The sequence below is a fragment of the Nocardia sp. NPDC047038 genome (assembly GCF_040644075.1).
In the GTDB taxonomy this organism is placed as follows: Bacteria; Actinomycetota; Actinomycetes; order Mycobacteriales; family Mycobacteriaceae; genus Nocardia; species Nocardia sichangensis.
In genome coordinates, this window is record NZ_JBEYVQ010000006.1 from 174,257 (window position 1) to 189,775 (window position 15,519).

Consider the following 15,519-nt stretch of genomic DNA (forward strand, 5'->3'; position numbering starts at 1 on the left):
CGCCGCCACGTAGGGTGTGGTCTCGTGGCCGAGGACACCGTCGATCGAGCGAAACTGCGCCACCACGGCGACGTGGACGTACGTCCGGGCATGCTCGATTTCGCGGTGAACGTGCAGGGGGCCGCACCGCCGGAATGGCTGCGACGGCGCTTGTCCGCGCGCCTCTCCGATCTGGGGCGTTATCCCAGCGCCGAGGACGCCGAAGCCGCCTGCCGCGCGATCGGGGCCCGGCACGGCCGCGATCCCGGGGAGGTGCTGCTGCTGGCCGGCGCGGCGGAAGGCTTCGCCATGCTGCCTCGCCTCGCGCCGCGGTCGGCCGCGGTGTTGCATCCGTCGTTCACCGAGCCCGAACTCGCGCTCCGGGAAGCGGGCGTTCCCGTCACCAGGGTGGTACTCGAACCGCCCTACCGGCTCGATTCCGCCGCGGTGCCCGCCGGAGCCGATCTGGTGGTGCTCGGGAACCCCACCAACCCGACCTCGGTACTGCACCCGGCCGCCGCCATCCGCGCCCTGCGCAGGCCCGGACGCGTCATCGTGGTCGACGAGGCCTTCGCCGACGCGGTGGCCGGCGAGCCGGAATCCCTCGCCGCCGACCCCGCGCCCGACCTGCTCGTCCTGCGCAGCCTCACCAAGACCTGGGCGCTGGCGGGGCTGCGCTGCGGCTACTTCCTCGGCGCGCCCGAGGTGCTGGCGCGCCTCGGCCACGGGCGACCGCACTGGCCGCTGGGCACCCTGCAACTGGAGGCGATCACCGCGACCGCGAGCCCGGCCGCCGTGGCCGAGTCGCAGCGCCGCGCCGAAACGCTCGCCGTGCACCGTGCCGCGATGATCGAGCGCCTGAGCGGCCTCGGCGTGGCGGTCCACACTCCGGCGGAAGGCCCGTTCCTGCTGCTGCGCGTGGCGGACGGTGAATTGCTGCGCAAACATTTGGCCGCGGAGGGGATCGCGGTCCGGCGCGCGGACACCTTCCCAGGCCTGGGCCCGGATCACCTGCGCGTCGCGGTCCGTGGCCCCGCGGAGGTCGACCGGCTGGTCGTGGCGATCCGGTCGGCGGATGTCCGGTGAGCACGAGGCTCCGGCCGTGCCACGCCGATCAAAGATCCGATCCCGCGCGCAGGCGCACTGGCCGGACGGAGATTTCGCATGTCGGACGTCTCGCGGCCGGTGGCCGATCTCCACGTCCGCCGCATGGTGGTCGCCGCACCGGGCACCCGGGCGAACAAAGGGTCCGGCCCACTCACCACGACGGACGCGGTGTTCGTGGCGCTGGACTGTGCCCTTCGTACCGTCCGACCACGCGAATCACCGGCACGAGACGGGCGAGCGCACGCAGCCACGCAGGCACGCCCGGCGGTGAATCCACTGCCGCACAGTGCGGAACCGAAGCGAAGGAAGGTGGACGATGACCACGCTCGCGGATCTCATCGGGGCGCTCGACGCGGCCTACCCGCCCGCGCTGGCCGAGCCGTGGGACTCGGTCGGCCTGGTCTGCGGTGACCCGGCCGAGGAGCTGACCCGGGTGCTGTTCGCGGTCGACGCGACCGCCGCGGTCGTCGAGGAGGCGATCGACTGGCGTGCGCAGGCGCTGGTGGTGCACCACCCGCTGCTGCTGCGCGGGGTGGACACCGTCGCGGCGAGCACGCCCAAAGGCGCGCTGCTGCATCGGCTGATCCGTTCGGGCTGCGCGCTGTTCACCGCGCACACGAACGCCGACTCCGCCGATCCCGGCGTCTCCGACGCGCTCGCCGCGGCCATCGGCCTGACCGTGACCGGCCCGCTGGACTCCAAACCCGAAGCAGCCGTGGACAACTGGGTGATCCAGGTGCCGCGCACGCACACCGACGCGGTGCTCGCCGCGCTCTTCGCCGCCGGTGCGGGCGCGAGCGGGCACTGTTGCGACCGTGCGGTGCGTGTGCCCGCGACCGGCCAGTTCCGTCCCGAAGCCGCGGAACAAGGCTCCCTGACCGAACTCCAGTACGTCGAGGAGGAGCGGATCGAGGTGGCCGCCCCGCCCGCCGCGCGCTCGGCCGTGCTCGCCGCGCTGCGGGCCGCGCATCCCGGTGACGACCCGGTGTATCACATCGGCGAACGCGCCCAGCTGCCGTCGTCGCTCGGCATCGGCCGGATCGGCACCCTGCCGCAACCGGAATCCTTGCGCGACTTCACCGATCGCGTGGCCCGCGCCCTCCCGCCCACCGCGTGGGGCGTACGCGCCGCGGGCGACCCGGATCGCACCGTCTACACGGTCGCGGTGTGTGGCGGTGCGGGTGACTCCTATCTGAACAGGGCCAGCGGGCTGGGTGTCGATGTGTATCTCACCTCCGACCTGCGCCATCACCCGGTCGACGAGCACCTGCGCAAGGGCGGCCCCGCCTTGGTCGACGCCGCGCACTGGGCGACCGAATTCCCTTGGTGCGCGCAGGCGGAAGCGGTCGTGCGAACCGCCCTTCCCGGTTTGGAGACCAGGGTGTCCACGCTGCGCACCGATCCGTGGACGGTGCGCGCGCCCGGCTGAGCGTTCGAAGCCGTTGCCCCGGCGCGGAACTGGCAACGGCGTGTCGGGGTGTGTCCGTGCCGGGCCGGGAAAGGTTGGGCGGTTCGGGTGAATCGAGTAGTTCGCGCGGGGTACAACTACCGCATGAACTTCCCGGTTGATTTCGGGCTCGTGCAGATCGGGCTGATCCTGCTGCTGGTCGTCGGTGTGGCGCTGATCGTCTCCGGTCTGATCGCGGCGCGCCGGGTGGGCATGCGGCCGCTGCTCGCGCGAGGGACGGGCGGGCTCGCGCTGCTGCTGGTCGCCGCGGTGCTGCTGTGGATCGCGACGCTGCTGCAGACATATCTGGGATTGACCGGCGAGATCAAGGCGGCGCACGTGGTGGCCAAGCCGGTGGCGGGACAGGAACACCTGCTCGACGTCGATGTCACCCTGTACGGCGACGACGACCACCCCGAGCAGCGCCTCACCCACCAGGTCGAAGGCGACATGTGGGTACTGCAAGCGGGCATCGTCGAGTTGGAGCCGTGGGTGAACGCGCTGGGCTTTCACTCCGGCTACCGGATCAGCCGCCTGTACGGTCAGCGTCTGGACGGCGTCGCGACCAAACAGAACCAGATCTTCCTCAACGACGGCGACCGCGACTTCTTCGCCGACATGCGCGCCGGCCGCTGGTGGACCCAGCCGTTCGTGCGCTCCGCCTACGGCAACGCGGTGATCGCGGTGCCCGGCGAATACGACGTCTACATCTCCCGCGACGCCATCAAAACTCGCACGGTCGGCGGCTGACGCCGGTCCGCCGATCCGGCGGGGTACGGTTGAACACCAGTCCCGTCCACCCCGTCCAGGAGTTTGTCCGCGTTGAATGTCGAACCCCCGATCCAGGCCGAGCTGCTGCGGCTCGCCGCCGTCGACGCCGAGCTGACCCGGATCGCGCACCGCCGCACCGTGCTGCCCGAGCAGCAGGAGGTGGCGCGGCTGGAGGCCGAGCGCAACGCGCACTCCGACGCCGCGGTGGCCGTGGAGATCGTGCTGGACGATCTCGACCGCGACATCCGCAAGCTGGAGGGCGAGGTCGAGGCGGTGCGCAAGCGCGAGGAGCGGGACAAGAGTCTGCTCACCGCGGGAACCGTGAACGCCAAACAGCTTTCGGAGATCCAGCACGAGCTGGGCAGTCTGGAGCGCCGCCGCTCCGTGCTGGAGGACGAGTTGCTCGAGGTGATGGAGCGGCGCGAAGCCTCCGCCGCCGACCACGAGCACGCGGGCGCGCGGTTGAGCAAGACCGACGAGGAACTCGGCGATGCCAGGCGACAGCGGGACGAGGCGCTCGCGGACCTGGACGTGGCGCAGACGCGCTGCGAGACCGATCGCGCGGGCGTGGTCGCGAAGCTGCCCGGCGAACTGCTGGCCATCTACGACCGTCAGCGGGAACAGCACGGTGTCGGCGCCGCCCTGTTGCAGGCGCGTCGTTGCGGCGCGTGCCGCATCGAACTCGATCGCGGCGAGATCGCCCGTATCGCCAAGACCGCTCCCGACGTGGTCGTGCGCTGCCCGGAGTGCGGCGCCATCCTGGTCCGGACCAGGGAATCGGGGCTGTGAGTTCGCCGCGACCGACTGACCGGGAAGTGCGATGAGTTTCCCGGAGGTGATCGTCGAAGCCGACGGCGGCTCGCGGGGCAATCCCGGTCCGGCCGGGTACGGCGCGGTGGTCTACGACGCCGATCACGTCCGGGTGCTCGCCGAGCGCCGGGAGTTCCTCGGCATCGCCACCAACAACGTCGCCGAATATCGCGGACTGATCGCCGGGTTGGCGGCGGCCGCGGAGCTGGGCGCCGAATCGGTCGTGGTGCGGATGGATTCCAAGCTGGTCGTCGAGCAGATGTCCGGTCGCTGGAAGATCAAGCACGCCGCCCTGATCCCGCTCGCCGACCAGGCCCGCAGGATCGCGGCCGGGTTCGCCCGGGTGAGTTACCGCTGGATCCCGCGCGCGCAGAACTCGCATGCCGACCGGCTCGCGAACGAGGCTATGGACGCCGGAGCCGACGTGGACGAGGGCCGTGCCGAGGTCGCCTCCACCCGGTCGGTGGAGGCCGCCGATCCGGCTCTCGCGGACACCGAGCGCGATCTGCCGAGCTGGATCGACGAAGCCAGGGAAGCGAACGCCGAGCAGTCGAAGCCCGCGCAGCACGGTCCCGGCTGGACCCGTGCCACGGGTCGGCCCACGCGTTTGCTGCTGCTTCGCCACGGTCAAACCGAGTTGTCGGTGCAACGCCGCTATTCCGGTCGCGGCAATCCGCCGCTCACCGCGCTGGGCCGCGAGCAGGCCGCGCGCGCCGCGAAAATGCTGGCCGCCAAAGGCGGCATCGCCGCGGTGGTCAGCTCTCCGCTCGGCCGGGCCAGGGAGACCGCCGAGGCGGCCGCCGCCGCGCTCGGGGTCCCGGTCGAGATCCACGACGGGCTGATCGAGACCGACTTCGGCGCGTGGGAGGGATTGACCTTCGCGGAGGCCGCGCAACGCGACCCGGATCTACACGCCCGCTGGATCGGTGACCCCACCGTCGCCGCGCCCGGCGGGGAGAACTTCGAGGAGGTCCGCGCGCGGGTGGACGCGGCTCTGCGCGACCTGCTCGAGCGGTACCCCGGCGCCAATGTGGTCGTGGTCAGTCATGTGACCCCGATCAAGACGCTGCTGCGGCTGGCCCTCGATGCCGGCCCGTCGCTGCTGTATCGCTTGCATCTGGATCTGGCGTCGCTCTCGATAGCCGAGTTCTATCTCGACGGCGGGTCTTCGGTGCGTCTGGTGAACGATACGTCCTACCTCTGAAGCCGACGACGACCCCCGATTCGAGGGCGAACGCGGTGCGTGGAGGGCGAATTATGCCTCATTGCAACACATTTCCGTTTCACAATCGCGCGATGCGGTGAATCTCACTTCAACTCGGCCTTGCGCGCCGAGTAGCGGTAGGCTTCCGGACGGTCAGGCACAGGCGTCCTAGCTGCCTGCCTGGTCGGGGTCGACGCAGTGACCTCGGTCAGTGCTGCTCAGCGGGACGGTTTCGCGCGGGCAGAGTGGCCCGCGGGCCGCGTCGCGGCGGGAACCACCTGTGCCGTCGAGTGGTTCGATGAGAGTGCAGGTTCGATGAGCAGTCCGATCAAGGTTGTCGTTCTCGGGGCAGGGATCGGAGGACTCACCACCGCGGCCGCCCTGCGGCATGCGGGATTCGGCGTCGAACTATACGAAGCGGGCCCGGAACTGCGAGCCCAGGGCTTCGGACTTTCCGTGCAGGCCAACGGAATCAACGCACTGCGCACGCTGGGCCTCGGCATCGACGAGCAGCTGCTCGAACGCGGCGGCCGGGTCGAGACCTTCCGTTTCTGCAACCCCGACGGCAGCCCGATCCGGGTGCTCCCGGTGCATCGGCTCGACGCCCAGCTCGGCGCACCCGCCGTGGCGCTGCACCGCACCGACCTGCACGACGTGCTGCTGAGCGCGATCGGCGACACGCCGACTTTCGTCGGCGCGCAGGCCACCCGCTTCGTCGACGACGGCGAGCACGTGCGCGTCGAGTTCGCCGACGGCCGGGTCGCCGAGGGCGATCTGCTCGTGGGCGCCGACGGTATCCACTCGGTGGTGCGCGCCCAGTTGCACGGTCGCGCCGAGCCGCGGCCCGGCGATTTCGTCTGCTGGCTGGCCTGCATCCCGTTCGAGCACCCCAATGTCGCGCGCGGATTGTCGGCGCACTTCTGGGGCACCGGAATGCGTTTCGGCATCCACGACATCGGTCACGGCCGGGTGTACTGGTGGGGCACCAAGACGCTCCCCGCCGACGAGGCCGCCGACTGGCAGGGCGGCAAGGAAGACCTACTGCGCTTGTACGCCGACTGGGCGCCGGAGGTGCGCGCCTGCATCGAGCAGACCGACGAAGCCGCGATCCTGGCCGTGCCCGCTCAGGACCGCCCGCCGCTGGCGCAGTGGGGCCGCGGCCGGGTGACGCTGCTCGGCGACGCGGCGCACCCGATGCTGCCCAGCCTCGGCCAGGGCGCCAACGCCGCGATCGAGGACGCGGTGGTGCTGGCCAGTGTGCTGCGCAACTCCCTGGACCCGGTCGCGGGCCTGCGTCGTTACGAGAAGTTGCGCGCCGACCGCACCGCCATGTTCGTGAACGGATCGGCTTCGCTGGCGAAGATCGAGCAGACCACCGACCCGCGCCTGGTGCGAGTGCGCGACACCTACTTCCGCCACGCGCCCACCGAATTCTTCCTGCGTGAACTCGGCAAACCGATGTCGTTCCCGGCGCCGGACGGGCCGACGGCGCGGCTGCCGCGTCCACTCTCGCCGGTCGAGCGCTGGCACTGGATCGCCGATCAGCTGGCACCGCTGCACATCCTGTCGCGGGTGCGAATTCGTGGCCACGTCGAAGCCGACCGGATTCGCGCGGGCTTGGACGAAGTACAGCGCCGACATCCGCTCTTGCGGGTCGCCGTCGCCGCCGAACCGGACGGCACCGCACCGCGTTTCGTTCCGGTGCAAGCGCCCATCCCGCTGCGCGTGATCGAATCCGAGGACAGCACGAACTGGCTGACCGAGGCCGACGAGGTGGAGCTGCGCGAGCCGTTCGACTGGCGCACCGGCCCGCTGGCCAGGGCGGTGCTGATCAAGGAGACCGACGGCACCAACGAGCTGATCGTCACGCTGCACTACGCCATCGCCGACGGCGAGAGCGCGTTGTCGGTGGCCAAGCAGGTGCTCCAAGTGGCCGCCGGGGAAGGGGGCGACTTCTCGCCCGCGCCGGTCCGGCCGGGCCCGGAAGAACTGTTCCCCCCGCGCTTCCAAGGTGCGGGCGGTGCGCTGCGCACCGCGGGATCGTTCCTGCGCGACCAGAAGTCGCAGCTGCGCAAGCCGCGCAGGCTGGAGCCGACCAGGCTCGCCCCGCCCGCACAGCGGCGCAGCCGGGTGGTGCACCGCAGCCTCGACGGCGACCAGTTGGAGGCGCTCACCGCGGGCTGCGCCCGCCACGGCGTCGGCCTGCAGGCCGCGCTCTCCGCCGCGCTGCTGACCGCGGCGGCCAGGGAGGCGGGCACCGACAAGGCCGCCTGGTACACCGTCGGCAGCTCGGTCAACTTCCGTGACCATCTCGACGGCGCCGCGGGCGACACCGAGGTCGGCACCTATCAGGGCATGATCGCCACCCCGGCGAAGTACGCGCCGTGGGCTTCGCTGTGGGAGATCGCCGCCGAGATCGAGCGCGAGTACGGTGCGCGGATGGACCGGCGAGATCACTTGTCCGCGTTGAACCTGCTGAAGGTGGCCGCGCCGAAGTCGTTGGCCGCCAGCGCGTCCACGGTGAAACTCATGGACACTCGCGGCCCGGGACACCTCTGTATGACCTACCTCGGCGACTACCCGTTCCCGGCCAAGATCGGCTCCTGGCAGCTGGAGGGCGCGCAGTTCGTCTCCGGCATGTCCGTCAGCGGCTTCATCATGGCCACCGCCAATGCGACGCACAACGAACTGTCCCTCAACATCGGCTACGTCGAGCCCGCGGTATCACGTGACCGCGCCGACCGCCTGGCCGACGAAAGCGTGCGCGCGCTGCTGTCAGCTTGCTGACCGGCCCGCATACACCGCGATAACAACAGCAGAGTCGCGGCATCGGCAGTGCCGATGCCGTGATTCGCGATATCGATAACTGGATAAGTGTGGTAGCAGCTTTGCGTGTCAGCGATCAGGGTGGGCTCGAGTAGATCCGCGCACGGCCGGTGCCGCGACTGTCGCGATAGGAGTGACTGTGACATTCGAACCGAGTGCTACTTCCGAGAGACCCCCCGAAGCCTGGCCGGTCAGCGCGTACCAACGCGATGTCTTGTCGGTCGCCTACCGGTATGCCCCGGCGCCGGTCACCCGAAACGCCTACTGCGCGTTCATGGACGAACCCTTCGACATGGACCGGTTGCGGGCCGTGGTGCGCAGGGCGCTGCTCGCCGACGAGGCGCTGCGCCTGAGGTTCGAGTTCTCCGAAGGCCGCTTCTGGCAGTGGGTCTCCGACGAGCTACCCGAGGTCGAGCTGGTCGATCTCAGTTGGGCGTCGGACCCGGCCGCGGCGCGCCGCGACTGGGTGAACCGGGCCAATGTGACGCCGTCCCCGCCCCGGCAGCCGTTCCGGATCGCCGCGCTGGTCGACGGGCCCGACCACTTCCATCTCTACGTGGCGATGCACCACGCGATGATCGACGGCTGGGGCGTGAACGCGCTCTGGAGCGCCCTGGTCGACAACTACAGCCGCACCGACCTCTCGCTCGAGCAGCTCGCCGAGCCGGATCCGTTCACCGAGCAGACCGACCGCGGCGCGGCGACCTATCGCGAGATCGCCGCCGAGCACGAGGAGTATCTGTCCTCCCCGCAGTGGGTGGCGGACCGTGACGCGCTGGTGCGTCGCTTCGAGGGAGTGGTCCCCGCGCTGTTCTCCGGACGTGCGAGCACCCCCAACGTCGACCGGGGGCGGCGGCGCGTGGTGGTGGAACCCGCGTTTCTCGACCGCATTCGCGCCACCGGCTTCTCCGTCTTCGCGTTCACGGTTTCGGCGCTGGCCGCCTACCTGACCACCATTCACCGCTCCGAAGAGGTGGTGATCGGCGTCCCGATGCTCAACCGGCACAGCGCGGAGACCTTCCGCACCGCCGGGCACCGGACGAATGTGGTGCCCCTGCGCATCCGGGTCGACCCCGCCGAGCCGCTGTCGGCGGTCGCCTCGGAAGTGGCCGCGCAGATCCGGGAACTCAAGCGCTACGAGCGTTTTCCCTACGGTGACCTGGCACGTGCCCTCAGCAGCGATCCCACGGCGCCGCCGCTGTTCGACGTGGCGTACTCCTACATCAAGATGCCGCCGTCGGATCACCTCGACAAGATTCTCGGCACCCTCGACATCGTCAACCCGGGCACGGTGCTCGAGGCGCTGAACATTCTCGGCGTCGAGCACGCGCGCGACGGCTCGCTGAACCTCCAGCTCTACTACGACAAGGACGTCTTCGACGAGAATTTCCCGTTCGAGTCGGTCGTGCGCGGCGTCGGTGCGCTGGTGGTGGCGGCGCTGGACCGGCCTGAGGCGCCGATCTCGGACTTGCCGCTGATGTCGCGGCGGGAGCAGGCGGCCGTCGCCGCGTTCGAATCCGGACCGCGCGAGGAATTCCCGTATACGACGATCGACCGGCTGGTCGCCGACGTGGCCGCGCGGCATCCGGACCGGATCGCGATCGAACCGGTCGCCGGGTCCGGGGAGCAGCCGCTGCGCTACGCCGAATTGTCCGCGCTGGCCGACGGTTTCGCCGCCAGGCTGCACGCATTGGGCGCGACCGGCAACGAATGCGTCCCGGTGGTACTGCCCCGCTCGACGGAGATGCTCGTCGCGATCTTCGGTGCGCTGCGGGCCGGTTGCGCCTATGTGCCGCTCGACCCCGACTTCCCGGCCGCTCGTATCGAGACCGTGCTCGCCGACTGCGGGGCACGATTCGTCGTGGCGGGGCCGGAGCATGGAGCGGTTTTCGACAGGCTGGGCGTCACGAGGATCACGGTGGCCGACACCGTCCCGGCGCGTGGTATCGAAAACGTCTCGCATCCAGCGGATCTCAGCTACCTCATCTACACCTCCGGTTCCACGGGCGTGCCCAAGGGCGTGATGATCGAGCACCGGTCGGTGGTGAACCGCCTGACCTGGATGCAGCGACGCTACCCCCTACACGATTCGGACGTGATCCTGCAGAAGACGCCGGTGACCTTCGACGTCTCGGTGTGGGAGCTGTTCTGGTGGGCGATCACCGGCGCCAAAGTGGCGCTGCTGGAACCTGGCGGCGAGCGCGATCCGCGCCGCATCGCCGACGCGATCGCCGCACACGGCGTGACGGTGCTGCACTTCGTGCCCTCCATGCTGGCCGCGTTCGTCGACGAACTCGCGGCCGACCCCGCCACGGTCGCCCGCATCGGCAGCGTGCGACGGGTCTTCTGCAGCGGCGAGGCGCTACCCCCGGCGCTCGTGCGCCGGTTCCACGCGGTCTTCGCGGCGGCCGGGGCATCGGCGCCGCAGCTGGTGAATCTCTACGGACCCACCGAGGCCACCGTCGACGTCTCCTATTTCGACTGCCCCGCCGACGACCCGCTCGACGTGGTGCCGATCGGCCGCCCGATCGACAACATCGACTTGCTCGTGCTCGATCACATCGGCCGGCGGGTGCCGGTCGGCGTGCCGGGGGAGCTGAACATCGCGGGTGTGGGCGTGGCCCGCGGCTATCGCGGCAGGCCCGAGCTGACCGCGGCGGCGTTCGTCGACGATCGCGCGGTGCCGGGGCGCCGCCGGTACCGGACCGGTGACCTGGCGCGCTGGCTGCCGGACGGCAATCTCGAATACCTGGGTCGCTTCGACGATCAGGTGAAGATCCGCGGCAACCGGATCACCCTCGGCGAGGTGCAGAACGCGATGCTCGGCTGCGCCGGGGTCCGTGCGGCGGCCGTGGTGGACGAGGTCTCGGAAGCGCACGGCGTGCAACTGGTCGGCTATTTCGTCGGCGCCGACGTCTCCGGTGAGGAGATCGCCGCGCAGCTGGCGGCCCGGCTGCCCCGCTACATGGTGCCGTCGCGACTGATCCGGGTGGATCGGATTCCGCTGACTCGCAACGGGAAACTGGACCGGCGCGCCCTCGCCGAGCAGCTCGTCCTCGGCCACGGCGGCGAGCCGGTCGCGGGCGCGGAGCCGCGCACCGATGTCGAGACCAGGCTCGCGCAGGTCTGGCGCACCGTGCTGGGCGTCGAGTCGGTCGGCGTGCACGACAACTTCTTCACCCACGGCGGCGATTCCATCCTCGCGCTGGCCGTGCGCACCGCAGCCGAACGCGCCGGGCTCTACTTCGACGTGGACGCCTTCTACCAGGCGCCCACCATCGCGGAGCTGGCCCGCGTCGTGCGCGACGACCGCCACGACGAGCGTGGCCGCGTCGCCGCGCCCCTGGAGACGGTGCCGCTGATCGACCGCGCCGCGCTGCACCAGGCCGAGGACGCGTTCCCGGCAACGGCCCTGCAACTGGGCATGCTGTATCACAGCATCGAGCGCGCCGACTCGGTCACCTACAAGGACGTGTTCCGCTATCGGCTCGAAGTACCTTGGGACGCCTCACAATTCAGGGATGCCGTGGGCCGGCTGGTGCGGCGTCAACCCGCGCTGCGCTCGTCGTTCGAGCTGAGCAGGTATTCGGTTCCGTTGCAGATCGTGCATGTCGCGCCGCCCTACGAACTGGAGATCATCGATCTCGGGGAGATGGACGAGGCGGACGGCGAGGATCTGATCGAGATCTATCTCCAGGAGCGGGCCCACGCCCAGTACGACATCTCACGCGCTCCGCTGTTCGCGATCCGGGTATTCGTGCGTCCCGGCTCGCAGCAGCCGGTCGGCACGGTGGACCTGGTGCTGAGCTTCCACCACGCCATCCTGGACGGCTGGAGTGTCGCCACGTCGGTGCTGGAACTGCTGCTGGACTACCTCCACCACATCGGCATGACTCGCAACCAGGTCGAGGCCACCCCGCATCCGGCCACCGTGCTCGCCGAGTACGCGCGGGCCGAGCAGAGCGCCGCGCGCGACAGCGCGGCCCGCGCGTACTGGCTGACCGCCCTGGAAGGCGCCGAACCCACCGCGCTCACCGCGCTGGGGGTGCACCAGCCGGTGGTGGCGGGCGTGCCGCAAGCGCGGGCGCTGGTGCCGCGCAGGCTGGCCGAACGGGTCTCCGCGTTCGCCGCGCGCCACCAGGTGCCGGAGAAATCGGTGTATCTGGCCGCGCACTGCCTGGCGTTGCGGGCGCTGACCGGCCGCACGGACGTCACCACCGGCGTGGTGAGCCACGGTCGCCCGGACCGGGCCGGCGCCGAACGAGTGGCGGGCCTGTTCCTCAACACGCTGCCGATCCGGTTGGACGGCACCGCGACCACATGGCGCGCGGCGGTAGAGCAGATCGCGCGACGCGAACGCGAGGCCTACCCGTTCCGCCGCTACCCGCTGCGGTCGATCCTCGCCGACGGCGGGCCGGTCTTCGAGACGGCGTTCAACTTCGTCAACTACCACGTCTTCCAGCCCATGCTCGTGCTGGACGGCGTGCGCCTGCTCGACTTCGACGCTCGCGAGGAGACCAACTTCCAACTGCTGGTCACCGCGGCCACCGACCCGCGCGACGGCCGGATGTGGTTGCGGGTGGACGGCGACCACACGCTGACCGCCGAGCAGTGCGAGACCGTGGCGCTCACCCAGTTGCGCATGCTGGCCGGAATCGTCGCCGACCCGGACGCGGCGATCGACCGTGGCGTCGGCCCCGCGACCGCCCGCGACGTGGGCACGCTGGTGGCCGAGGCGGCCGCGCTCGACCCCACCCGCATCGCCCTGGCCGGTGACGAGGAATCGGTCACCTACGACGAGCTGATCGATCGCTCCGACCGGCTGGCCCGGCGCCTGGTCGGGCTCGGGGTGTCGCAGGGCGACCGGGTCGGCATCCTGATGGGGCGCCGCCCGCGGCTGGTGCTGCTCGTGCTCGCGCTGACCAGGATCGGGGCCGCGTGTGTTCCGCTGGATGTCAGCTACCCGCGAGCCAGGCTCAATCTGATGATCGACCGAGCTCGCCCGCACCGGGTGATCGCCGACGCCGCCTATCGCGACATCGTCGACGACGCCGCCTTGGTGCTGGACACCGCCGCGCTCTTCGACGACTCCGTGCCCGACGCGGAAGTGGCGCTGCCCGACCACGTCTCGCCCGACGCGGTGGCCTACGTGCTGTTCACCTCCGGGTCGACCGGCGAGCCCAAGGGCGTCGCCATGCCGCATCGCGGCCTGACCTCTCTGGTGGACTGGCAGAATCGCGCGGCCACCGGCACCGGCCTGCTGAGCACACTGCAGTTGGCGCCGTTGAGTTTCGACGTCTCGTTCCAGGAGATCTTCACCACCCTCGCGGCCGGGTCCACCCTGCGGGTGAGTTCGGCGGATCTGCGATCGAACGTCGAGCAACTGCTGGCCACGGTGGTGGAAGAGGGCATCGAACGGCTCTTCCTGCCGTACGTGGCCTTGCAGGCGTTCGCCGAGGCGGCCGTGGCGCACCGGATGTTCCCAACCGAACTGAAGGTGCTGATCTCCTCCGGCGAGCAGCTGCGCATCACCGACGAGATCCGCGCCCTGTGCAAGGTGGTTCCCGGCCTGGTGCTGGAGAACCAGTACGGTCCCACCGAGTCCCACGTCGCGACCAAGTTCACGCTCACGGGTCCGGCCGACGAGTTCCCCGCGCTGCCGCCCATCGGGCGCGCCGTCGACGGCGACACCGTCGAACTACTCGACAGCGCCCTGCGGCCGGTGCCGGACGGCGTGATCGGCGAGATCTATCTCGGCGGCCGCAGTATCGCGCGCGGCTACGAGGGCAGGCCCGCGCTCACCGCGCAGCGGTTCGTCGCCACGCACGCGGGCGGAATCCGCTACCGCACCGGCGATCTCGGGGTCCGGCTGTTCTCCGGCGACATCGTCTGCCTGGGACGCAGCGACAGCCAGGTGAAGATCCGCGGGTTCCGGGTGGAGCCGGCCGAAGTCGAGCTGTGCATCCTGAGCTTGGTCGAGAAGTTCCCCGGCATCACCGAGGCCGCAGTGGTGGCGCGCGGTTTCGGCGGCATAGACGGCTCGCTGATCGCGTTCCTGGTCGGCGCGCCCGAGCAGACCGACCTCGCCGCGTTGCGGCACGACCTGCGCTCGATGCTGCCCGCGCACATGGTGCCGTCGCGGTTCGCCTGGCTCGATGAGCTGCCCCGCACGCCCAGCGGCAAGCGCGACGACGCGACGCTGCGCGCCTACGGCGAGGACGCGACGGAAACCGTGTCGGCACGGCGGGAGCCCGCCGACGAGTACGAGCGGTCGGCGGTCGAACTGCTCGCCGAGTACGCGGGACTGCGCGCCATCGGTGTGGACGACGACTTCTTCGCGGCGGGCGGCACCTCGATCGGGGCGATGCGCGTGGTGATGGCGCTGTCGCGCCGGTGGGGCGTCGAGGTGCCGCTGGACGCGTTCATCGGCGCGCCCACCGCCGCCGGGATCGCCACCCTGGTGCGGGCGGGTGCCGTGCAACGCACATTCGACCCGCTGGTGCCGATCAGCGTCGGCGGCAGCAAGCCACCGCTGTTCCTGGTGCACCCGATCGGCGGAAACGTGCTGTGCTACCTGGCCCTCGCGCGTTATCTGGATCCGGATCGCCCGATCTACGGGTTGCAGGCGGCAGGCGCGGATTCCGGTAGCGCCCCGGAGAAGACCATTCCCGCGATGACGGAGTCGTACCTGCAGGCGGTGCGGCGGGTGCATCCGAAGGGGCCGTATCACTTGGCGGGTTGGTCGTTCGGCGGCTACGTCGCATTGGAGATGGCCCGCCAGCTGCCCGAGCACGAGGTCTCCAGTGTGACGCTGCTGGACACCATGGCGCTGCGCGCACGCACCCGGACCCCGATTCCGGAGGAGAAGCTCATCCGGTGGTTCTTCCTCGAGCTGCTGTGGTACGCGCGGGGAAGCCGCTCCGCCCTGGTCGATTTCGAGCCCGGCGTGCACAATTCCGAGGATCTGTTCGCGGCGATGCTGGCGGAGTCGGTGCGGTCGGGCATCCTGCCCGCCGACAGTTCGCCGCAGGCGATCCGGCGGCTCTACGAGGTGTTCTTCGCCAACTACTCGGCCATGCTGGACTACAAGCTCGAGCCGTACCAGCGCGACATCACGCTGCTGCGCGCCACCGAGGGCCTGCCGCCGGGCGTCGACTTGGCGCACAAGACCGTCGGCAGCATGTTCGACAGCGCCGACAACGGCTGGAAGCAGTACGCGGCGCGCCGGTTCACGGTGATCGACGTGCCGGGCGATCACCTGAACATGATGACCGAGCCGAACATCGGCGAGCTGGGGCTGCGGTTGGACGAGGTGCTGTCGGCCGCCGATCCCGACCTGGACCGCGAGTGGGACGAGTCCATGCTGGACGCCTGA

General features: G+C 70.4%; 7 protein-coding genes. All 7 read left to right on the forward strand.

Annotation, left to right across the window (positions count from 1 at the left end):
- Positions 1-24: 24 nt before the first annotated feature.
- Positions 25-1,065 (forward strand): Rv2231c family pyridoxal phosphate-dependent protein CobC, encoded by a 1,041-nt coding sequence (gene cobC / locus ABZ824_RS22060; RefSeq protein WP_356965061.1) that lies wholly within the window; start codon positions 25-27, stop codon positions 1,063-1,065.
- A gap of 337 nt (positions 1,066-1,402) precedes the next feature.
- The gene (locus tag ABZ824_RS22065) at positions 1,403-2,515 is read left to right on the forward strand and encodes a Nif3-like dinuclear metal center hexameric protein (RefSeq protein WP_356965062.1); all 1,113 of its coding nucleotides are present in this window, start codon (positions 1,403-1,405) and stop codon (positions 2,513-2,515) included.
- Positions 2,516-2,638: 123 nt separating this feature from the next.
- A complete protein-coding gene (locus tag ABZ824_RS22070; RefSeq protein WP_356965063.1) occupies positions 2,639-3,283 on the forward strand; it encodes a hypothetical protein in 645 nt (214 codons plus the stop codon).
- A 72-nt stretch (positions 3,284-3,355) separates the two neighbouring features.
- On the forward strand, positions 3,356-4,093 hold the full coding sequence (locus tag ABZ824_RS22075; RefSeq protein ID WP_356965065.1) for a C4-type zinc ribbon domain-containing protein: 738 nt from the start codon (positions 3,356-3,358) through the stop codon (positions 4,091-4,093).
- Positions 4,094-4,124: 31 nt separating this feature from the next.
- Positions 4,125-5,318: a bifunctional RNase H/acid phosphatase gene (locus ABZ824_RS22080; RefSeq protein ID WP_356965067.1), complete on the forward strand. Its 1,194-nt coding sequence runs from the start codon at positions 4,125-4,127 to the stop codon at positions 5,316-5,318.
- Positions 5,319-5,633: 315 nt separating this feature from the next.
- Complete coding sequence (locus ABZ824_RS22085) at positions 5,634-8,105, forward strand: FAD-dependent monooxygenase (protein ID WP_356965068.1); 2,472 nt, start codon at positions 5,634-5,636, stop codon at positions 8,103-8,105.
- 178 nt (positions 8,106-8,283) lie between these two features.
- Positions 8,284-15,519 carry an amino acid adenylation domain-containing protein gene (locus ABZ824_RS22090; protein WP_356965069.1) on the forward strand — a complete coding sequence of 2,412 codons (7,236 nt, stop codon included), beginning with the start codon at positions 8,284-8,286 and terminating at the stop codon, positions 15,517-15,519.

Coding starts and splice junctions, on each gene's coding strand:
- ABZ824_RS22065 (WP_356965062.1), top strand. CDS start 1,403: ATGACCACGCTCGCGGATCTCATCGGGGCGCTCGACGCGGCCTACCCG.
- ABZ824_RS22070 (WP_356965063.1), top strand. CDS start 2,639: ATGAACTTCCCGGTTGATTTCGGGCTCGTGCAGATCGGGCTGATCCTG.
- ABZ824_RS22080 (WP_356965067.1), top strand. CDS start 4,125: ATGAGTTTCCCGGAGGTGATCGTCGAAGCCGACGGCGGCTCGCGGGGC.
- ABZ824_RS22085 (WP_356965068.1), top strand. CDS start 5,634: ATGAGCAGTCCGATCAAGGTTGTCGTTCTCGGGGCAGGGATCGGAGGA.